Origin of the sequence: Caenispirillum bisanense (genome assembly GCF_900230255.1) — a bacterium.
GTDB lineage: Bacteria > Pseudomonadota > Alphaproteobacteria > Rhodospirillales > Rhodospirillaceae > Caenispirillum > Caenispirillum bisanense_A.
On record NZ_OCNJ01000006.1, the window covers coordinates 28285 to 47465 of the forward strand.

A 19181-nucleotide genomic window follows, 5' to 3' on the forward strand; every position below is an offset into this window, starting at 1 on the left:
AGTGAGGAAACGATGCTCCGACCCCGGACCGCCGCCCCGCAGGGCGGACCGGCCCCGAGCCGCCGCGCCGTGCTCACGGGCCTTCTCGGTGCCGCTGCCGCCGCCACCGTCTTCAGCGCCACCGGACCCGCTTCCGCCGCCGTACCCCGCATCCCCTCCGCCCCCGGACGGCTTCGCTTCCACAATCTCCACACCGGCGATACCGTCGACGTCACGTACCGCGAAAAGGGCCGATACCTGCCCGACGCGCTGGAGGAACTGAACACCGTCCTCCGCGACCACCGCACCGGCGATGTCCACGACATGGATCCGAGCCTCTTCGACATCCTGGTGGACCTGGCCCGCGCGGTGGACAATCCCAAGGGGCGCTTCAACATCATTTCCGGCTACCGCTCGCCGCGCACCAACGCCATGCTGGCCTCCGCCTCTGGCGGCGTCGCCAAGAAGAGCCTGCACATGCAGGGCATGGCCATCGACATCGCGCTCGACGGCACCAGCCTGAAGTACGTGCGCAAGGCGGGCATCGCCCTGCAGCGCGGCGGCGTCGGCTACTACCCCAAGAGCGGCTTCGTCCACCTGGACACGGGCCGCGTGCGCAGCTGGTAAAGGCGGCGCCGTTCATAGTGGCTCTTGGCGTGATGTCGGACCGGACGGTACAAATAGGGGCAAGCGAAACCCCAATGCAGGATCGTCTCTCATGAGCGACATCACGCCGTTCCACCTCGCCTTCCCTGTGACCGACCTCGCCGAGGCGCGCCGCTTCTATGGCGAGATCCTCGGCTGCCCCGAGGGCCGGTCCAGCGACGAGTGGATCGACTTCAGCCTCTACGGCCACCAGATCGTCGCCCACACTGCCGGCGAGGTGAGCCGCAAGCACCACAATCCGGTGGACGGCCACGACGTGCCGGTGCCGCACTTCGGCGTCGTGCTGCCGTGGGCCGAGTGGGAAGCGCTCGCCGCCCGCATCAAGGAAGCCGGCGTCAAGTTCGTCATCGAACCCTACATCCGCTTCAAGGGGCAGGTCGGCGAGCAGGGCACCATGTTCTTCTACGACCCCTTCGGCAACGCGCTGGAGTTCAAGACCTTCAAGGACATGGGCCAGCTGTTCGCGAAGTGAGTCGAAGGGCGGCGGACATCAGCCGCCGCCCTCACCCGCCGCGCGGCGGCGGATTGCCGAAGATGCGGTGCTGGACGATCATGCCGGGCACGATGCCGAGTTCTTCCGCCGTGCCCGCCGGCAGCTCGAGAACCCCCCGCACCTTCTTCTGCGTGCCGCGCGCCGTCAGGTCGCCCGGCTGGGCGTTGCGCTCGACGTGCAGGATCACGCCGTCCGGGGCGATGAACAGCATGTCCAGCGGGATCAGCGTGTTCTTCATCCACATGAAGGCCGCCTGCGGCTCCTTGTAATCGAACAGCATGCCGCGGTGGGGCGCCAGGTCCGTGCGGAACATCAGTCCGATCGCCCGCTCGGCGTGGTCGTCGGCGACCTCGGCCGTGAAGGTGACGGCCCCCTTGTGTGTCAGCACCACCACCGGTTCGGTCGGCAGCGACTGCGGCTCGGGCTGACCGGCGGCGGCCGGAGCGGCGGCGGCGAGCATGGCGGCGAGGGCGAGGGGAAGAAGGCGACGACGCATGCGGGTTCCTGCGGACGACGTTGCATCAAAATTTATACAATATTCGAATCTTCCACCGGGCATTTGACTTGCGACCGGCGAAGTCACCGCGGTGTCGACCGCTTTACTGTGGCATGTCCTGGGGTGTTTTGCTATAATCCAGATCGTCGATAGGTCGCGCGCCCCCTTCTACCTCCGCACGGGGCCGTCTGTCGACGCAGCCTGAAGGTGCGCCGAAGCCTCACCCCCTTCGGCACCGCACCCGTCACGACGCGGCCCGCCCGTCAGCCCCTAGTTCACCTCGGGCCCGCGCCGGAACCTGGAGAAACGCCGCCCCGCACCCTGGGCGGCGTTTCTTCGTTCGCCGCCCCTGCCCCGCCCCCCGGCCGCCCTTGACCCCGCGCCTCGCCGCCGTCATAGTCGCCGCATCACCGGGGGGAGCCGGCGTATCCGGCTGAGAGGTCTCCATGGCCCGGGAGACGACCCCTAGCATCGGCTGGAACCTGATCCGGTTAGCACCGGCGTAGGGACGCGTGAACAGGCCATGACGCCCGACGATCTCGGGTCCCGCACCGGACCCCTTTCCCGACCCGACCTTCCCCCTGCCGGCACGGCTCCCGCCGTCACCGTCCATGCCGCCCGCCTGGAATGGCAGGGCGGGGCGCTGTTCGACGCGCTGGACTTCACCATGCCGGCCGGTCAGTGGACCTGCCTGCTCGGGCCGAGCGGCGTCGGCAAGTCGACGCTTCTGCGGCTGGTGGCCGGGCTCGCTCCGGCCCATGCCGACAGCCGCGTCACCTGCAGCGACGGGCAGCCGCTCACCGGGCGGGTCGCCTACATGGCGCAGACCGACCTGCTGCTGCCCTGGCACACCGTCTATGCCAACGTCACCCTCGGCGCCCGCCTGCGCGGCGAGGCGGCCGACCGCGGCCGCGCGCTGGCGCTGCTCGATGCCGTCGGGCTCGGCGATGCGGCGGGCAAGCGCCCGGCGGAACTGTCCGGCGGCATGCGGCAGCGCGCCGCCCTGGTCCGCACGCTGATGGAGGACCGCCCGGTCATCCTCATGGACGAGCCCTTCTCCGCCCTCGACGCCGTCGCCCGGCTGCGCCTGCAGGCGCTGGCGGCGGAGCTGTTGCGCGGCCGCACCGTCCTGCTCGTCACCCACGATCCGCTCGAGGCCCTCAGGCTCGGCGACCGGGTGCACGTGCTGTCCGGCCGCCCCGCCCGCCTGGATGCTCCGCTGGAGCCGCCCGGCGCGGCGCCCCGCCGCATCGACGACCGCCGCATCCTCGACCTGCAGGCGGAACTGCTCGCCCGCCTGGCCGCCGCCGCGGCGGAGACCGCGTGATGCCCGGCTTCCTCCGCCCGCCGGTGACGCTCGCCATGGTGCTGCTGCTGTGGCACGGCGCCTACATCCTCATGGGCCGCCAGAGCTATCTGCTGCCGTCGCCGTGGCAGACGCTGGAGACCCTGGCGGCGCGCTGGAGCACGCTCGCGCCCCATGCCGGCGTCACCATCGTCGAGATCCTGCTCGGCCTCGTGCTCGGCTGCCTGCTGGGCGGCGGCACGGCGTTGCTGCTGGCGCTGTTCCGCCCGGTGCGTCGCTGGCTCATGCCGGTGCTGGTGGTCAGCCAGGCGATCCCCGTCTTCGCCATCGCGCCGCTGCTGGTGCTGTGGCTCGGCTACGGCCTCGGCAGCAAGGTCGCCATGGCCATGCTCATCATCTACTTCCCGGTGACCGCCGCCTTCTTCGACGGTCTGCGCCGCACCGAGCCCGGCTGGCTCGACCTCGCCCGCGTCATGGGCGGCGGACGACTGGCGGTGCTGCTGCGCATCCGCCTGCCCGCCGCTTTACCTGCCTTCGCCTCCGGCCTGCGGGTGGCGACCGCCGTCGCGCCCATCGGCGCCGTGGTGGGCGAGTGGGTCGGCTCATCGGCCGGGCTCGGCTACCTCATGCTGCAGGCCAACGCCCGCATGCAGGTGCCGCTCATGTTCGCCGCCCTGCTGGTGCTGGCGGCCTTTTCCGTCGCCCTCTACGCGCTGGTCGATCACGGCCTGCGGCGTCTGCTGCCGTGGGTGCCCGACGACCACCGCGAGGCCTGAAGAACTCCCCGTAACGCTTTGTTCGATAACGGAGAATAGCATGCCGTTGACGCCTTTCGCCCGCCTCGCCTGCGCCGCCGTCGCGGCCGCCGGCCTCGGCTTCGCCGCGCCCGCCGCGGCGGCCGAGAAGATGACCGTGCTGCTCGACTGGTTCGTCAACCCGGACCACGCCCCGCTGGTGGTGGCGAAGGAGAAGGGCTTCTTCGCCGACGCCGGGCTGGAGGTGGAGCTGATCGCCCCCGCCGACCCCAACGACCCGCCCAAGCTGGTGGCCGCCGGCAAGGCCGACGTCGCCGTCGGCTACCAGCCGCAGCTGCACCTGCAGGCGGCCGAAGGCCTGCCGCTGAAGCGCATCGGCACGCTGGTGGCGACGCCGCTCAACTCGGTGGTCACGCTGTCCGACAGCGGCATCGACAGCCTCGGCGACCTGAAGGGCAAGAAGGTCGGCTTCTCGGTCGGCGGCTTCGAGGACGCGCTGCTCGGTACCATGCTCGCCGACGCCGGCCTGACGCTGAAGGATGTCGAGCTGGTGAACGTGAACTTCGCCCTGTCGCCGGCCCTCATGTCGGGCCAGGTGGACGCCGTGATCGGCGCCTTCCGCAACTTCGAGCTCAACCAGCTAGCCATCGAGGGCCGCACCGGCGTCGCCTTCTACCCCGAGGAACACGGCGTGCCGCCCTACGACGAGCTGATCCTGCTCGCCAACGCCGGCAAGCTCGACGACGCCCGCCTGCGGCCCTTCGTCGAGGCGGTGGAGCGCGGCACCCACTACCTCGTCAACCACCCCGACGAAAGCTGGCAGCTATTCGTGAAGGCCTATCCGGACCTCGACGACGAGCTGAACAAGCGCGCCTGGGCCGACACCCTGCCCCGCTTCGACCTGACCCCCGCCGCCCTCGACCGCGGTCGCTACGAGCGATTCGCTGCCTACCTGAAGGCGCAGGGCATGATCGACGCCGCGCCGGAGCTTTCCACCTACGCGGTGGAGTTGCCGATCCGCTGACTCTGTGCGCAGCCGCTGCTGCAGATGAAGCCGAATTGCGCCGCGCGCGACCCCGAGGACAGGTCGTTGCGCGGCGCTTTCCGATTTTTTGGATCTTTTCGCTTGGATGAAGGCGTTCCAGGATTCTATTTTCGCCCATCCCGGCACCCGCCCGTCCGGGTGCAGCCTGCCGCATTTTCCGGAGTTTCCTCGTGGTTCACGCCGCCGGCCTCGGGCTTTCGATGTACATCCTCTGGCTGCTGCTGTCCGGCCACTACGTGGCCTTGCTGCTGAGCCTGGGGGCGATCTCGTGCGCCTTCATCGTGTGGATCATGCACCGCATGGACACCATCGACCACGAGTCCTTCCCGCTGCACATGACGCCGCGCGGCCTCGGGTATTTTCCCTGGCTGGTGTGGGAAATCGTCAAGAGCAACTGGAGCGTGGCCAAGATCATCCTGTCCCCCGGCCTGCCCATCAGCCCGACCATGGTGACCGTGAAGGCGACCCAGCGCACCGACGTCGGCCGCGTCACCTACGCCAACTCGATCACCCTCACGCCCGGCACCCTGTCGGTGCACATGGAAGGGGACGAGATCGTGGTCCACGGCATCACCCGTGACGGTGCCGAAAGCCTGAAGGACGGCGACATGGACCGCCGCGTCAGCCGCCTGGAGGGCTTCGTCCGATGATGTTCGCCGTCGCGACCGCCGCCATCCTGGTGACCATGGCGCTCGCCCTGGTGCGCGCCTGGAAGGGCCCGAGCGTGTGGGACCGCATCCTCGCGGCCAACATGATCGGCACCAAGACGGTGCTGCTGATCGCCGTGTTCGGCTTCCTCACCGGCCGGCCGGAGTGGGGCGACATCGCGCTCGCCTATGCGCTCATCAACTTCATCGGCGTGATCGCGGTCATGAAGTTCTTCCGCTACCAGGGCTTCAACCTTCCGACCGTCGATCCCGACGAGCGCGGCGACATCTAGGCGGAGACCCATGGACCTCGACCTCCTCCTCGACGGCCTGAGCTGGGCCCTGCTGCTGATCGGATCGGCTTTCGCCATCGTCGGCGGCATCGGCCTCTTGCGCATGCCCGACGTCTACACCCGCATGCACGCCGCCTCGCTGACCGACACCATGGCGCCCATGTGCATCCTCGGCGGTCTTATGATCCAAGGCGGCTTCACCCTGGTCAGCGCCAAGCTGGTCATCATCCTGCTGTTCCTGCTGTTCACCAGCCCGGTGGCGGCGCACGCCCTGTCGGCCGCGGCGCTCGCCCAGGGCCACAAGCCGCTGCTGGCGCGGCCCGACGGCGGGATGGAGCTGAAGGAGGTGGACATGCCGCTCACCGAGGACGCGGAGCCCGGCAAATGATCGACATCGACATGGTCGAGATCGTCGACGTCGCCCTGCTGTCGTTCCTGGTGGTGGCCGCCATCATCATGGTGCGCATGCACAACCTGTTCGGCGTCGTGATGACGAGCGGCATCTACAGCCTGCTCTCCGCCGCCATCTTCACCACCCTGGATGCGGTCGACGTCGCCTTCACCGAGGCCGCGGTCGGCGCCGGCATCTCCACCGTCCTCATGCTCGGCACGCTGGCGATCACCGGCCGCTTCCAGAAGCCGGCGCGGCGGTCCAACGCCCTCGGCGCCTTCGCGGTGGTCCTGGTGACCGGTGGCGCGCTGATCTGGGGCACCTACGACATGCCGAGCTTCGGCGACCCGACGAGCCCCATCCAGGTGAGCCGCGTCACCGAGCGCTACATCGAGCTGTCGGGCGAGGAGATCGGCATCCCGAACATCGTCACCTCGGTGCTCGCCAGCTACCGCGGCTACGACACGCTGGGCGAGACGGCGGTGGTGTTCACCGCGGCGGTAGGCGTGCTGCTGCTGCTCGGCCGGTCGCGCCGCCAGCGCCGGGTGGTGACCGAGCCCCGCAAGCGCGAGGCGGAAGAGTCATGAGATACAATCCGATCCTGCGCGCCTGCGCGAAGTTCCTCATCGCGCCGATCATGCTGTTCGCGCTCTACGTCCAGTTCCACGGCGATTACGGCCCCGGCGGCGGCTTCCAGGCCGGCGTCATCTTCGCCGTCGCCTTCATCCTCTATTCGCTGATCTACGGCGTCCACAACGCCCGCAAGGTCGCGCCCATGTGGCTGCTGCGCCTGCTGATGGCCGCCGGCGTGCTGCTCTACGGCGGCGTCGGCGTCGCGACCATGTTGCTGGGCGGCGTCTTTCTCGATTACGACCTGCTGGCCCACGATCCGCAGCACGGCCAGCACTACGGCATCCTGCTGGTCGAAGCCGGGGTCGGCCTGACGGTGGCATCGGTGATGATGGTCCTGTTCTTCACGTTCGCGGGGCGCAAAGAATGAAAGACGCCCTCGTCATCTTCTACGACCACTGGAACTACTGGATCTTCATCGTTTTGATGATGATCGGCTTCTACGTGGTCATCGCCCGCGGCAATCTGGTCAAGAAGCTGGTCGGCCTGAACATCTTCCAGACCAGCGTCTTCCTGTTCTACATCAGCGCCGGCACGGTGGAGGGCGGCACCGCCCCCATCCTGGTGAACGAGGACGCGCCGGGCTCGGCCGCCGTCATCTACACCAACCCGCTGCCGCACGTGCTGATCCTGACCGCCATCGTCGTCGGCGTGGCGACCACGGCGCTCGGCCTCGCGCTCGCCATCCGCATCAAGGAGACCTACGGCACCGTGGAAGAGGACGAGATCATCGACCTGGACGCCGAGGAAGACAAGGTGGAGCGCGCCAAGCGCGCGGCGCACGACGACGGCGCCGGCAAGGTGGAGGGCGGGCACTCGTGATCCTCGCCAACCTCGCCGCGCTGCAGGTCGTCATCCCGCTCCTCGCCGCGCCCATCGGCATCGCCCTGCGCCCCGCCACCCTCGCCTGGGCCTGGGCCACGCTGGTGGCGATCGCCGCCTTCGCCTGCTCCGTCGGCCTGTTCCTGCAGGTGCAGACGGGCGGCCCGATCTCCTACGCCATCGGCGGCTGGGAGCCGCCGTGGGGCATCGAGTACAAGGTCGACGCCCTGTCCACCTTCATGCTGGTGCTGATTTCCGGCATCGGCGCGAGCGTGCTGCTCTATGCCCGGCGCTCGGTGGAAGCCGAGATCGACCCGCCGCGCATCTACCTGTTCTACGTCGCCTACCTGCTGTGCCTGTCGGGCCTGCTCGGCATGGTCATCACCGGCGACGCCTTCAACGTCTTCGTGTTCCTCGAGATTTCGTCGCTGTCGAGCTACGCGATGATCGCCATGGGCAAGTCGCGCCGGGCGCTGGCGGCGGCCTACCACTACCTGATCCTCGGCACCGTCGGCGCGACCTTCTACGTCATCGGCGTCGGCATGGTCTACATGCTGACCGGCACGCTGAACATGGACGACCTGGCGCGGCTGATGCCGCAGGCCGCCGGCTACCGCACGCTGGAAGTGGCGCTCGCCTTCTTCACCGTCGGCCTGGCGCTGAAGCTGGCCCTGTTCCCCATGCACAAGTGGCTGCCCGACGCCTATACCTACGCGCCGTCGGTGGTGACGGCCTTCCTCGCGTCGACGTCGACCAAGGTCGGCCTCTACGTGATGATCCGGGTGTTCTTCACGGTGTTCGGCGCGCCCTACATGACCGAGGGCATCCCGGTCGCCGACGTGCTGGTGGTGCTGGCCCTGGCCGCCATGTTCTCGGGCTCCGCCGTCGCCATCTGGCAGGGCGACCTGAAGCGCAGCCTCGCCTATTCGTCGGTGGCGCAGATCGGCTACATGGTCCTCGGTGTCGCGCTGATCTCGGTGGCCGGCATGACCGCCGGCCTGCTGCACCTGTTCAACCATGCCCTCATGAAGGCCGCCCTGTTCCTGGCGCTGGGCGCGGTGTTCCTGCGCATCGGCTCGGTCCACATCCAGGACATGCAAGGCATCGCCAGGCAGATGCCGATCACCATGGCCTGCTTCGTGGTCGGCGGCCTGTCGCTCATCGGCGTGCCGCTGACCGCCGGCTTCATTTCCAAGTGGTACCTCATGCTCGCCGCCTTCCAGGACGGCCGCTGGTGGCTGGCCGTGCTGATCGTGCTGTCGAGCCTGCTCGCCGTCGTCTACGTCTGGCGCGTGGTGGAAGCCGCCTACCTGCGGCCGCGGCCGCAGGGCGCGCCGGTCGCCACCGAGGCGCCGCTGTCGCTGCTGCTGCCCATGATCGGCATGGCGGCGGCCAACATCTGGTTCGGCATCGACACGAGCTTCAGCATGACCGCAGCCGAAGCCGCCGCCCGCGCCGCCCTGGGCGCTGCCCTGGGCACGGGAGGCGTGCAATGAACCCGCTTCTGTGGATCCTGGCGACGCCGCTCATCGGCGGCATCGGCATCGCGCTCGCCGGGCGCCAGCCCAACGTGCGCGAGGGCGTGACGCTGGTCACCGCCGGCGCGCTCATGTGGCAGGTGTGGAGCCTGCTGCCCGAGGTGCTGGCCGGTGGCCGTCCGTCGGTGACGCTGTTCGAGGTGGTGCCCGACGTGCCCTTCGCCTTCGCGGTGGAGCCGCTCGGCATGCTGTTCGCGGCCGTGGCGTCGGGCCTGTGGATCATCAACAGCATCTATTCCATCGGCTACATGCGGGGCAACCGCGAGCACAAGCAGACCCGCTTCTACATCTGCTTCGCCATCTCGCTGGCCGCCGCCATGGGCATCGCGTTCGCCGGCAACCTGTTCACGCTGTTCGTGTTCTACGAGGCGCTGACGCTGTCGACCTATCCGCTGGTCACGCACAACGAGAACACCGAGGCGCGGCGCGGCGGCCGCACCTACATCGGCATCCTCATCTCCACGTCCATCGCGCTGCTGCTGACCGCCATCGTGTGGACCTGGGTGCTGACCGGCACCACCGACTTCCGCCCCGGCGGCATCCTGACGGGCGCCATCGAGGGGCCGGAGATCGGCCTGCTGCTGTTCCTGTTCATGTTCGGCATCGGCAAGGCCGCCCTCATGCCCATCCACCGCTGGCTGCCGGCGGCCATGGTGGCGCCGACGCCGGTGTCGGCCCTGCTGCACGCCGTGGCCGTGGTGAAGGCGGGCGTGTTCACGGTGGTGAAGGTCATCGTCTACGTCTTCGGCATCGACCTGCTCGCCAATGCGCCGAGCGCCGAGTGGCTGCTCTACGCCTCGGGCGCGTCCATCATCATCGCCTCGCTCATCGCCCTGCGGCAGGACAACCTGAAGCGCCGGCTGGCCTATTCCACCGTCAGCCAGCTGTCCTACGTGACCATGGCCGCCGCCATCCTGGCGCCGCTGTCCATCATGGGCGCGACCCTGCACATCGCCGCCCACGCGCTCGGCAAGATCACCCTGTTCTTCGCCGCCGGCTCCATCTACACCGCCGCGCACAAGAAGAAGGTGAGCGAGCTGGACGGCATCGGGCGCCGCATGCCGTGGACCATGGCGGCCTTCGCCATCGGGGCGCTGTCCATGGTGGGCGTGCCGCCGACGGCCGGGTTCATTTCCAAGTGGTACATGCTGCTCGGCGCCTATGACCGGCAGGCGTGGTTCGCCATCGGCGTCATCACCCTGTCGACGCTGCTGAACGCCGCCTACTTCCTGCCCATCGTCTACGCCGCCTTCTTCAAGAAGGAGAAGCGCAACCACCATAGCGACGCCGGCCACGGGCACGGCCCCGACCACGACCACGGCGAGGCGCCGCTGCCCATCGTGCTCGCCCTGTCGGCGACCGCGTTCGGCACCGTCGCGCTGTTCTTCCTCGCCGAAGGCCCGCTCGCCCTCGCCCGCCAAGTCGTCGGAGGCACGCCATGAGCGACCGTACCCCGCCGTCGCGCACCCGCTCCGCCGGGGGGCTGCCCCGCTGGGCGGTGCTGGGCGGCGTCGCCGCCCTGGTGGTGCTGCTGGCGCTCGACCCCTTCGTGCACGGCCATCCCAAGTTCGGCATCGACGGCACCTTCGCCTTCTATGCCTGGTACGGGCTGCTGTCGGGCCTCGGCCTCGTCGTCGTCGCCAAGGTGATCGGCGTGTTCCTGAAGCGGACGGACACCTATTATGATCAGTGATCTGCTGCCGCCCGGCGTGCTGCTCATCCTAGGCGGGGCGCTGCTGCCCTTCCTGCGCGGCCCGGCCCGCTCCGTCGCCCTGATCGTCGCGCCGCTGCTGACCCTGTGGGCGGTGTGGACCGTGCCCGACGGCGTGGTGATGACCGCCGCCTTCCTCGACTACACGCTCGAGATCGTCGAAGGCGACAAGCTGTCGCGACTGTTCGCCCTGGTCTTTACCATCGCGGCCTTCGGCGGCGGCCTGTTCGGCCTGCGCCAGGAGAGCACGCGCGAGTTGTCCGCCGCCTACGTCTATGCCGGCAGCTCCATCGGCGTCTGCTTCGCCGGCGATCTGGTGACGCTGTTCGTGTTCTGGGAGGTGATGGCCGTCGCCTCCGCCATCGTCGTATGGGGCGGCGGCGATGCCCGCAGCTACCGCGCCGGCATGCGCTACCTCTACGTCCACCTGCTGGGCGGCGTGCTGCTGATGGCGGGCATCACCGCCCACATCATGGAGACGGGCGCCATCGACGTGACGCGCGCCCTGCCCTCCACCACCGGCACGTGGCTGATGCTGGCCGGCATCCTGGTCAACGCCGGTGCGCCGCCGCTGTGGAGCTGGGTGGCCGACAGCTATCCCGCCTCGTCGTGGTCGGGCGCAGTCTTCCTGTCGGCCTTCACCACCAAGACGTCGGTCTACGTGCTCATCCGCATGTACCCGGGCACCGAGATCCTGCTGTGGATCGGCCTCGCCATGATCTTCTACGGCGTGATCTATGCGCTGCTGGAAAACGACATGCGGCGGATCCTGGTGTACTCCATCGTCAATCAGGTCGGCTTCATGGTCACCGCCGTCGGCATCGGCACCGAGACGGCGCTGAACGGCGCCACGGCGCACGCCTTCGCCCATATCCTGTACAAGGCGCTGCTGCTCATGAGCGCCGGCGCCGTGCTGTATCAGACCGGCGGCGTGCGCAAGTGCACGGAACTGGGCGGCCTCGTGCGGTCCATGCCGTTCACCACGCTGGGCGCCGTCATCGGCGCGGTGTCCATCTGCGCCTTCCCGCTGACGTCGGGCTTCGTCACCAAGTCCATGATCACCGACGCCGCCGGCAGCGAGCACATGGCGACCGTGTGGTTCCTGCTGGAGGTCGCCTCGGCCGGCGCCATCGTCTACGTCGGCCTGCGCTTCGTGTGGTTCGTGTTCTTCGGCACAGACAGCGGCCTGCGGCCCAAGGACCCGCCGCTGAGCATGAAGGCCGCCATGGGCCTGATGATGGTGCTGTGCCTCGCCATCGGCCTGTGGCCGCAGCCGCTCTATGCGCTGCTGCCCTTCCCGGTCGACTACAAGCCTTATACCGACTACCACGTCCTGCACCAGTTGCAGCTGCTGCTGTTCGCCGGCGCGGCGTTTTTCCTGACCGTGCCGTTCACCCGCCCGCGCGAGACCGTCACGCTTGACTTCGACTGGTTCTTCCGCCGCTTCGGCATGATGCTGGCGCGCGAGTTCTCGCTGCACGGCGGGCGGGCCGGGAACAGCCTGCTCGCCGGTGGCAAGGGCGCCGTCGGGCGGTTCGTGCGGCTGGTGGAACGCAGCCACGGCGCCGGCGGCATCCTGGCCCGCACCTGGGCGACCAGCACCGCCGTGCTGTCGGTGATGGTGCTGCTGTTCCTCTACCTGCTGGTCTACTACGTGTAGCTTGCCCCAATCCCGCCGGACGGCCATTATCGGGGGCCGTCCGGCGGAGCGATGACAGGGCCATGGGACGCCGCACCTCCACCTTCCTCCTCCTCGGCGTGATCGTGCTCGCGGTCGCGCTGCTGGCCGTCGTCGGCCTGTGGTCGCGCACGGCGGCGGAACAGCAACTGGCGGCGCGGGGCGAGGGCATCCTCAAGCTCTATGTCGGCAACCTCGCCGGCCGCCTGTCGCGGTTCGAGACGCTGCCGCAGCTGCTCGCCCAGATGCCCGAGGTGCGCGGCGTGCTGGCCGACCAGGACGATCCCGACGCCCTGACCGCCGCCAACGAACACCTCGCCTACGAGGCGGAGTTCACCGGCGCCCTCGACATCTACGTCATGAATGCCGACGGCCTGACCGTCGCGGCGTCCAACTGGCAGACGGAGTATTCCTTCGTCGGCCGCAACTTCGCCTTCCGCCCCTACTTCCAGGAGGCCATGGCCGGCCGCATCGGCCGCTACTTCGCCCTCGGCACCACGTCGCTGCAGCGCGGCTACTACTTCGCCGGCCCGGTCATGCTGCGCGGCGGCATCGCCGGCGCCGTGGTGGTGAAGATGGACCCGGCGGAGATCGAGACCCTGTGGGAGGATGTGGAGGACCGCATCGTCGTCACCGACCCCGACGGCGTGATCTTCATTTCCAGCGACCCCGATTGGCTCTACGACGCCCTGCGCCCCCTCGGCCGGGCGGAGCGCGAGCAGATCGCCACCTCGCGCCGCTATCCCGGCGTGCGGGTGACGGAACTGCCTATCACCGAGCGGCCGAGCGACCACGGCACGGCCACCGTCATGGCCCTGCCCGACCGCGGCGAGCGCTACCTCCACCAGTCCACCCACATGCCGGCGGCCGGCTGGACGGTGCACATCCTCACCGACCTGCGGCCGGTGGATGCCCAGGTCGTGAAGGCGGTGTCGCTGGTCGCCCTGCTGCTGGCGCTGGCCTTCGCCGTGGCGGCCGCCATGCGGGTGCGGCTGCAGAGCCTGCGCGCCGGCATGGAAGCCGAGCGCCGTACCGCCGCCGCCCTCGCCGCCAAGGAAGAGGCCGTGCGCCGCGCCAACGACCAACTGGAACAGCGCGTGCGCCAGCGCACCGCCGAACTGGAAGACGCGCACGCCCAGCTCACCGCCGAAATGGTCGAGCGCGAGCGGGTGCAGGCCGACCTGCGGCAGGCGCAGGACAACCTGGTGCACGCGAGCCGCCTCGCCGCCATCGGCCAGTTGGCGGCGGGTGTCACCCACGAGCTGAACCAGCCCCTGACCGCCATGCGCGCCTATGCCGACAACGCCCGCATCCTGCTCGCCCGCGACCGGTTGACGGAGGTGGAGCAGAACCTCGGCCGCATCGGCGACCTCATCGACCGCGTCGCCGACATCTCCGGCCGCCTCAAGCGCTTCGCCAGCCGCACGCGGGCGGAGCGGACGCCGGTGCGGCTGGACGACGTGCTGCGCACCAGCGTCGAGCTGGTGGAGGTGGGCTCGCGCCTGCCCGACCTCGCCATCGTCAACGGCGCCGCCGGCACCGACCTCTGCGTGCTGGGGGAACGGGTGCGGCTGGAGCAGGTGTTCATCAACCTGCTGCGCAACGCCGTCGAGGCGCTGGAAGACAGCCCATTGAAGCGCGTGACCATCGGTCTGCACGTGGAAGCCGACACGGTCCGCGTCACCGTCGCCGACACCGGCCCCGGCCTGACGGAGGAGGGCCTCGCCCACCTCGCCGAGCCGTTCTTCTCCAGCAAGCGGCCGGGCGAGGGCATCGGCCTCGGCCTGTCCATTTCCAACGGCATCGTGAACGATTTCGGGGGGACATTGACGGCGGAAAACCGCCCGGAGGGCGGTGCCCTCTTCACCGTCCGCCTGAAGCGCGCCGATGCCGCCGCCTCGCCCTCCCCGCCCCCTGCCGCCACGGTAACCGCCGCCCATGTCTGATACCGCCGCCGATACCGTCCTGTTCGTCGACGACGAGCCGGACGTCCGCCTCGCCGCCCAGCAGACCCTCGACCTCGCCGGCTGGCGCGTGGTGCTGTGCTCCTCGGTGGCGGAGGCGCGGGCGGCGCTCGGGCCGGACTTCCCCGGCATCGTCGTCAGCGATGTCCGCATGCCGGGCGAGGACGGCCTCGCGCTGCTCGACCATGTCACGGCGCTCGACCGCGACCTGCCCATGGTGCTCATCACCGGCCACGGCGACGTGCCCATGGCGGTGGAAGCCATGCGCGCCGGCGCCTACGATTTCATCGAGAAGCCCTATCGCGCCGAGCGCCTGACCGGCACCGTCGCCCGCGCCATGGACAAGCGCCGCCTGGTGCTGGAGAACCGCGCCCTGCGCCGGGCGCTGGGGGCGGCCGACGTCATCGAGAGCCGCCTGCTCGGCCAGAGCCCGGCCATCCGCGAGGTACGGCGCATGGTGGCGGCGGCGGCGGCGGTGGACGCCGACGTGCTCATCACCGGCGAGACCGGCACCGGCAAGGAAGTGGTCGCCCGCTGCATCCACGAGGCCAGCAACCGCCGCAACGGCCGCTTCGTGCCGCTGAACTGCGGCGCCATGCCGGAAGCGATGATCGAAAGCGAGCTGTTCGGCCACGAGGCCGGCTCCTTCACCGGCGCCACGGGGCGGCGCATCGGCAAGCTGGAGCACGCCTCGGGCGGTACCCTGTTCCTCGACGAGATCGAGAGCATGCCCCTCGCCCTGCAGGTGCGGCTGCTGCGCGCCCTGCAGGAGCGGTGCATCGAGCGCCTGGGCTCCAACACCGCCATCCCCCTCGACCTGCGGGTGGTGGCGGCGACCAAGGTGGACCTGCGCAAGGCCGCCGACGACGGCGAGTTCCGCGAAGACCTCTACTACCGCCTGGACGTGCTGGCCCTGTCGCTGCCGCCGCTGCGGTCGCGCGGCGACGACATCGTGCTGCTGTTCCGCCACTTCGTCCTCGATGCCGCCGCCCGCTACGGGCGCGAGGCACCACCGCTGCCGCCGGACCTGGCGGCGCGGCTGATCGGGCACCGCTGGCCCGGCAACGTGCGCGAGCTGCGCAATGCCGCCGAACGCTTCGTGCTGCTCGACGGCCGTGCGCCGGTGGCGCCGGGCGATGCCGGCGGCGGCGGCGACGGCGAGGGCGTCGCGGGGGGCGTCGGCGTCTCCCTGCCCGAACGGGTCGCCGCCTTCGAGAAAGCACTCATCGCCCGCTCGCTCGCCGACAATCGCGGCGACATGATCCGCGCCGCCCACGACCTCGGGGTGCCGCGCAAGACCTTGTATGATAAGCTGCGGAAATACGACCTGGACCGTGCCAGCTTCGCCCTTGGCGAAAACCCGGAATAGGACCCGCCGAGGGTGGCGGATTTCCGCCACAATTTGTTGCACTGCGGCAATTTTGGAAGGGTAGAACACAAGAAAATCAAAGACTTGCTGCAGAGCCGCGCGTTCCGCGCATGGTTGGCATGCGTCCTGCTATTGGCTGATCGGCCCGGTGACGCGACAGACCCGGGCCTACGGGTTCAACAATGAACATGCCTGCAGGAGGAAACTGTACATGCGTGTTTCCGCGCTTCTCGGCTCTGCCCTGACCGCCATCGGTCTCGTCACCGCCGCCGCGACGGCCCAGGCCGCCCCGATCACCATCAAGTTCTCCCACGTGGTCGCCGAAACGACGCCCAAGGGCGTCGCCGCGCTGGAGTTCAAGCGCTGCGCCGAGGCCGCCCTGCCGGGCAAGGTGGTCGTCGAGGTCTACCCGAACTCCCAGCTGTTCAACGACGACAACGTGCTCGAAGCCATGCTGCTCGGCGACGTCCACATGGCCGCCCCGTCGCTTTCCAAGTTCGAGGACTACACCAAGGCCTTCCAGGTGTTCGACCTGCCGTTCCTGTTCAAGGACCTGGCCGAGGTGGACAAGTTCCAGCAGTCGCCCAAGGGCCAGGAACTGCTGCAGTCCATGGCCGACAAGGGCCTGCTCGGCCTCGGCTACTGGCACAACGGCATGAAGCAGATGTCGGCCAACAAGCCGCTGCGCGTGCCGGAAGACGCCAACGGCCTGAAGTTCCGCATCCAGCAGTCCGACGTGCTGGAGGCCCAGTTCGAGCAGCTCGGCGCCGTGCCGATCAAGAAGCCGTTCTCGGAAGTCTTCACCCTGCTGCAGACCAACGCCATCGACGGCGCCGAGAACCCCTGGTCGAACATCTACAGCCAGAAGTTCCACGAGGTGCAGGACTACATCACCGAGACCAACCACGGCGTCCTCGACTACCTGCTGGTGACCTCGGCCGAGTTCTGGAACGGCCTGCCCGACGACGTCCGCCCGCAGCTGGACGACTGCGTCGCCCAGGCGACCAAGGCCGGCAACGACAAGGCGCTCGACATCGCCATGGCCGACCGCGACAAGATCAAGGCCGCCGGCACCTCGGAAATCCTGCAGCTGACCGACGAGGAACTGGCCAAGTGGCAGGAAGCCATGAAGCCGGTGTGGGAGAAGTTCGAGGGTGACATCGGCAAGGACGTGATCGAAGCGGCCGCCGCGATCAACTGATCCTCCCTTTCCCGTAAAGCCGCGTGCGTCGGCGGGGGTGTCCGGCCCTTGTTCTGGGCCGGACACTCCCGGGCGCCATCCTTCCATCCCCTGGGCAGGACGACACCACCATGGTGGCGCGTACCATCAACCGCCTCGAGGAGGCGGTCATCTCCATCCTCCTCGTTTCGATGACCTTGATCGTGTTCCTCGAGGTCGTCATGCGTTTCGTGTTCAACAGCGGCCTGAAGTGGGCGCAGGAAGCCACGCTGTATGCGTCCGCCTGGATGGTGCTGTTCGGAATTTCCTACGTCCTCAAGGTCGGCGGCCACATCGGCGTCGATGCCCTGGTGCGGATATTCTCGCGCCGGGTGCAGCGCATCGTGACCATCGTCGCGGTGCTGTGCTGCCTCGCCTATGTCGGCATCATCGCCTGGGGCGCCTGGGTCTATCTGAGCAAGCTGTTCAGCATCGGCATCTACCTCAAGGACGTGCACGTGCCGCGCTGGCTGGCCACGTCCATCCTGTTCGTCGGCGTGATTCTGTTCGGCCTGCGGTTCGCCCTGCTGCTGGTGCAGCTGATCAAGGGCGAGGCCCACGGCTTCGGCTTCCACGACGAGTCCAAGGACGCCATGCGCATCGCCGAGGAAGTCGACGAGACCGGCGGCGGCAAGATCCACGAGGCACTCGCCATGGACCGGGAGGGCGACCGCAAATGACCTCCGTCTTCCTGTTCGTCGCGCTGTTCGGCTTCATGCTGCTGGGCATGCCGATCGCCGTCGCGCTCGGCCTGTCGTCGTCGCTGACCATCCTGCTGTTCTCCAACGACAGCATCGCGTCGGTGTCGCTCAAGCTGTTCGAGGCGCTGTCGGGCCACTACACCCTGCTCGCCATTCCCTTCTTCATCCTGTCGTCGGCCTTCCTGTCGACGGGCGGCGTGGCGCGCCGCATCATCCGCTTCGCCCTGTCCGTCACGTCGCACATCCGCGGCGGCATGGCCATGGCGTCCGTGGTGGCCTGCATGATCTTCGCCGCCGTCTCCGGCTCGTCGCCGGCGACGGTCGCGGCCATCGGCGGCATCGTCATCGGCGGCATGGTGAAGGCGGGCTATCCCCTGCCCTTCGCCACCGGCGTCATCGCCAACGCCGGCACGCTCGGCATCCTGATCCCGCCGTCCATCGTCATGCTGGTCTATGCGACCGCGACCGAAGTCTCGGCCGCCCGCATGTTCATGGCCGGCGTGCTGCCGGGCCTCGGCATCGGTGCGGTGCTGCTGGTCGCCATCTACATCTTCGCCACCATCAAGAAGCTGCCCCGCCAGGCCTTCCCCGGCTGGCGCGAGGTGGGCATCAGCTTCGCCGACGCCATCGGCGGCATCATGCTCATCGTCATCGTGCTCGGCTCCATCTACGGCGGCATCGCCAGCCCGACGGAAGCCGCGGCCCTGTCGGCGGTCTACGCCTACCTGGTGGCGGTGTTCTTCTACCGCGACATCGGCCCGCTGAAGAACGTGCCGTGGCGCAAGGACGGCGAGAGCCTGGGCCAGGCCGCGCTGCGCAACTTCGGTCATTTCCTCATCGGCATGCCCAAGTCGGCCACCGACAAGGACATGCACCGCGTGGTGATGGACGCCGCCAAGGTCTCCATCATGCTGCTGTTCATCATCGCCAACGCGATGCTGTTCGCCCACGTGCTGACCACCGAACGCATCCCGCACACGCTCGCCTCCATGATCACCGACTGGGGCCTGACGTGGTGGGGCTTCCTGATCGTCTGCAACATCCTGCTGCTGATCGCCGGCAACTTCATGGAGCCGTCGGCCATCGTGCTCATCATGGCGCCGATCCTCATGCCCATCGGCGTGCAGCTCGGCATCGATCCCATCCATCTCGGCATCATCATGGTGGTGAACATGGAGATCGGCATGATCACGCCGCCGGTCGGGTTGAACCTGTTCGTCGCCTCCGGCATCACCGGCAAGCCCATCCTGTGGGTGGTGCGCGCCTGCCTGCCGTGGCTGCTGATCCTCATCGCCTGCCTCATGGTGGTCACCTACTGGCCGTGGCTGTCGCTGTGGCTGCCGAGCACCATGTACAACTAAGGCCCCGCACCCGCGGGTGAGTCGACTGTCCGGCGACGGCCGGGAAGCAATGCTGGCTTCCCGGCCGTTCGCCCTTCATATGTAGGGGATATGTCCTCCGCCCCGAGCCAGGGAGTC

At 68.7% G+C, this 19181-nt stretch carries 20 protein-coding genes, 1 pseudogene and 1 riboswitch; of the genes and pseudogenes, 20 read left to right on the forward strand and 1 reads right to left on the reverse strand.

Annotated features, from left to right (window positions below; translation table 11 throughout):
- Window positions 1–12 precede the first annotated feature (12 nt).
- Both CRP50_RS14060 and CRP50_RS14065 read left to right on the forward strand, forming a co-directional pair.
- A complete protein-coding gene (locus CRP50_RS14060) occupies window positions 13–606 on the forward strand; it encodes a DUF882 domain-containing protein (RefSeq protein ID WP_097279820.1) in 594 nt (197 codons plus the stop codon).
- Between the two features lie 91 nt (window positions 607–697).
- On the forward strand, window positions 698–1117 hold the full coding sequence (locus CRP50_RS14065) for a VOC family protein (protein WP_097279821.1): 420 nt from the start codon (window positions 698–700) through the stop codon (window positions 1115–1117).
- 31 nt (window positions 1118–1148) lie between these two features.
- On the opposite strand, the gene CRP50_RS14070 is transcribed toward CRP50_RS14065, so the two are convergent.
- A complete protein-coding gene (locus CRP50_RS14070) occupies window positions 1149–1634 on the reverse strand; it encodes a DUF192 domain-containing protein (protein ID WP_097279822.1) in 486 nt (161 codons plus the stop codon).
- Between the two features lie 403 nt (window positions 1635–2037).
- Window positions 2038–2161, forward strand: a riboswitch (TPP riboswitch).
- Here CRP50_RS14070 and CRP50_RS14075 point away from each other — a divergent pair.
- The 18 genes and pseudogenes from CRP50_RS14075 to CRP50_RS14160 all read left to right on the forward strand — a co-directional run bounded on the left by CRP50_RS14075 (window position 2158) and on the right by CRP50_RS14160 (window position 19064).
- Complete coding sequence (locus CRP50_RS14075; RefSeq protein ID WP_097279823.1) at window positions 2158–2961, forward strand: ABC transporter ATP-binding protein; 804 nt, start codon at window positions 2158–2160, stop codon at window positions 2959–2961. (Overlaps the previous riboswitch by 4 nt.)
- Window positions 2961–3716 carry an ABC transporter permease gene (locus tag CRP50_RS14080; RefSeq protein ID WP_097279824.1) on the forward strand — a complete coding sequence of 252 codons (756 nt, stop codon included), beginning with the start codon at window positions 2961–2963 and terminating at the stop codon, window positions 3714–3716. The genes CRP50_RS14075 and CRP50_RS14080 overlap by 1 nt, the downstream gene beginning before the upstream one ends.
- A 40-nt stretch (window positions 3717–3756) precedes the next feature.
- On the forward strand, window positions 3757–4719 hold the full coding sequence (locus tag CRP50_RS14085) for an ABC transporter substrate-binding protein (RefSeq protein ID WP_097279825.1): 963 nt from the start codon (window positions 3757–3759) through the stop codon (window positions 4717–4719).
- A 191-nt stretch (window positions 4720–4910) separates the two neighbouring features.
- A complete protein-coding gene (locus CRP50_RS14090; RefSeq protein ID WP_217992053.1) occupies window positions 4911–5390 on the forward strand; it encodes a Na+/H+ antiporter subunit E in 480 nt (159 codons plus the stop codon).
- Window positions 5387–5680 (forward strand): monovalent cation/H+ antiporter complex subunit F, encoded by a 294-nt coding sequence (locus tag CRP50_RS14095; protein WP_245913484.1) that lies wholly within the window; start codon window positions 5387–5389, stop codon window positions 5678–5680. Before CRP50_RS14090 ends, CRP50_RS14095 begins: the two co-directional genes overlap by 4 nt.
- Before the next feature lie 103 nt (window positions 5681–5783).
- Window positions 5784–5990: pseudogene (locus CRP50_RS26530) on the forward strand (cation:proton antiporter); the annotation flags it as partial.
- A 74-nt stretch (window positions 5991–6064) separates the two neighbouring features.
- Window positions 6065–6658, forward strand: coding sequence for a DUF4040 domain-containing protein (locus tag CRP50_RS14105; RefSeq protein WP_097279827.1), 594 nt, complete (start codon window positions 6065–6067; stop codon window positions 6656–6658).
- On the forward strand, window positions 6655–7071 hold the full coding sequence (locus CRP50_RS14110) for a Na(+)/H(+) antiporter subunit B (RefSeq protein ID WP_097279828.1): 417 nt from the start codon (window positions 6655–6657) through the stop codon (window positions 7069–7071). Before CRP50_RS14105 ends, CRP50_RS14110 begins: the two co-directional genes overlap by 4 nt.
- A complete protein-coding gene (locus CRP50_RS14115) occupies window positions 7068–7523 on the forward strand; it encodes a cation:proton antiporter subunit C (RefSeq protein WP_097279829.1) in 456 nt (151 codons plus the stop codon). Before CRP50_RS14110 ends, CRP50_RS14115 begins: the two co-directional genes overlap by 4 nt.
- Window positions 7520–9019: a monovalent cation/H+ antiporter subunit D family protein gene (locus tag CRP50_RS14120; protein ID WP_097279830.1), complete on the forward strand. Its 1500-nt coding sequence runs from the start codon at window positions 7520–7522 to the stop codon at window positions 9017–9019. The genes CRP50_RS14115 and CRP50_RS14120 overlap by 4 nt, the downstream gene beginning before the upstream one ends.
- On the forward strand, window positions 9016–10503 hold the full coding sequence (locus CRP50_RS14125) for a monovalent cation/H+ antiporter subunit D family protein (RefSeq protein WP_097279831.1): 1488 nt from the start codon (window positions 9016–9018) through the stop codon (window positions 10501–10503). Before CRP50_RS14120 ends, CRP50_RS14125 begins: the two co-directional genes overlap by 4 nt.
- On the forward strand, window positions 10500–10754 hold the full coding sequence (locus CRP50_RS14130) for a hypothetical protein (RefSeq protein WP_097279832.1): 255 nt from the start codon (window positions 10500–10502) through the stop codon (window positions 10752–10754). The genes CRP50_RS14125 and CRP50_RS14130 overlap by 4 nt, the downstream gene beginning before the upstream one ends.
- The gene (locus tag CRP50_RS14135) at window positions 10744–12432 is read left to right on the forward strand and encodes a Na(+)/H(+) antiporter subunit D (RefSeq protein ID WP_097279833.1); all 1689 of its coding nucleotides are present in this window, start codon (window positions 10744–10746) and stop codon (window positions 12430–12432) included. Before CRP50_RS14130 ends, CRP50_RS14135 begins: the two co-directional genes overlap by 11 nt.
- Before the next feature lie 62 nt (window positions 12433–12494).
- A complete protein-coding gene (locus CRP50_RS14140; protein WP_097279834.1) occupies window positions 12495–14396 on the forward strand; it encodes a sensor histidine kinase in 1902 nt (633 codons plus the stop codon).
- Window positions 14389–15783: a sigma-54-dependent transcriptional regulator gene (locus CRP50_RS14145; protein ID WP_097279835.1), complete on the forward strand. Its 1395-nt coding sequence runs from the start codon at window positions 14389–14391 to the stop codon at window positions 15781–15783. The genes CRP50_RS14140 and CRP50_RS14145 overlap by 8 nt, the downstream gene beginning before the upstream one ends.
- A gap of 211 nt (window positions 15784–15994) precedes the next feature.
- A complete protein-coding gene (locus CRP50_RS14150; protein ID WP_097279836.1) occupies window positions 15995–16984 on the forward strand; it encodes a TRAP transporter substrate-binding protein in 990 nt (329 codons plus the stop codon).
- Window positions 16985–17094: 110 nt separating this feature from the next.
- The gene (locus tag CRP50_RS14155) at window positions 17095–17682 is read left to right on the forward strand and encodes a TRAP transporter small permease (RefSeq protein WP_176525176.1); all 588 of its coding nucleotides are present in this window, start codon (window positions 17095–17097) and stop codon (window positions 17680–17682) included.
- Window positions 17679–19064, forward strand: coding sequence for a TRAP transporter large permease (locus tag CRP50_RS14160; RefSeq protein WP_097279837.1), 1386 nt, complete (start codon window positions 17679–17681; stop codon window positions 19062–19064). The genes CRP50_RS14155 and CRP50_RS14160 overlap by 4 nt, the downstream gene beginning before the upstream one ends.
- The last annotated feature ends 117 nt before the right edge of the window (window positions 19065–19181 follow it).

Excerpts from the sequence above, each read along its gene's own strand:
- CRP50_RS14060 (WP_097279820.1), top strand. The coding sequence starts at position 13 with ATGCTCCGACCCCGGACCGCCGCCCCGCAGGGCGGACCGGCCCCGAGC.
- CRP50_RS14065 (WP_097279821.1), top strand. The coding sequence starts at position 698 with ATGAGCGACATCACGCCGTTCCACCTCGCCTTCCCTGTGACCGACCTC.
- CRP50_RS14070 (WP_097279822.1), bottom strand. The coding sequence starts at position 1,634 with ATGCGTCGTCGCCTTCTTCCCCTCGCCCTCGCCGCCATGCTCGCCGCC.
- CRP50_RS14075 (WP_097279823.1), top strand. The coding sequence starts at position 2,158 with ATGACGCCCGACGATCTCGGGTCCCGCACCGGACCCCTTTCCCGACCC.
- CRP50_RS14080 (WP_097279824.1), top strand. The coding sequence starts at position 2,961 with ATGCCCGGCTTCCTCCGCCCGCCGGTGACGCTCGCCATGGTGCTGCTG.
- CRP50_RS14085 (WP_097279825.1), top strand. The coding sequence starts at position 3,757 with ATGCCGTTGACGCCTTTCGCCCGCCTCGCCTGCGCCGCCGTCGCGGCC.
- CRP50_RS14095 (WP_245913484.1), top strand. The coding sequence starts at position 5,387 with ATGATGTTCGCCGTCGCGACCGCCGCCATCCTGGTGACCATGGCGCTC.
- CRP50_RS14105 (WP_097279827.1), top strand. The coding sequence starts at position 6,065 with ATGATCGACATCGACATGGTCGAGATCGTCGACGTCGCCCTGCTGTCG.
- CRP50_RS14110 (WP_097279828.1), top strand. The coding sequence starts at position 6,655 with ATGAGATACAATCCGATCCTGCGCGCCTGCGCGAAGTTCCTCATCGCG.
- CRP50_RS14115 (WP_097279829.1), top strand. The coding sequence starts at position 7,068 with ATGAAAGACGCCCTCGTCATCTTCTACGACCACTGGAACTACTGGATC.
- CRP50_RS14125 (WP_097279831.1), top strand. The coding sequence starts at position 9,016 with ATGAACCCGCTTCTGTGGATCCTGGCGACGCCGCTCATCGGCGGCATC.
- CRP50_RS14130 (WP_097279832.1), top strand. The coding sequence starts at position 10,500 with ATGAGCGACCGTACCCCGCCGTCGCGCACCCGCTCCGCCGGGGGGCTG.
- CRP50_RS14135 (WP_097279833.1), top strand. The coding sequence starts at position 10,744 with ATGATCAGTGATCTGCTGCCGCCCGGCGTGCTGCTCATCCTAGGCGGG.
- CRP50_RS14140 (WP_097279834.1), top strand. The coding sequence starts at position 12,495 with ATGGGACGCCGCACCTCCACCTTCCTCCTCCTCGGCGTGATCGTGCTC.
- CRP50_RS14145 (WP_097279835.1), top strand. The coding sequence starts at position 14,389 with ATGTCTGATACCGCCGCCGATACCGTCCTGTTCGTCGACGACGAGCCG.
- CRP50_RS14150 (WP_097279836.1), top strand. The coding sequence starts at position 15,995 with ATGCGTGTTTCCGCGCTTCTCGGCTCTGCCCTGACCGCCATCGGTCTC.
- CRP50_RS14155 (WP_176525176.1), top strand. The coding sequence starts at position 17,095 with ATGGTGGCGCGTACCATCAACCGCCTCGAGGAGGCGGTCATCTCCATC.
- CRP50_RS14160 (WP_097279837.1), top strand. The coding sequence starts at position 17,679 with ATGACCTCCGTCTTCCTGTTCGTCGCGCTGTTCGGCTTCATGCTGCTG.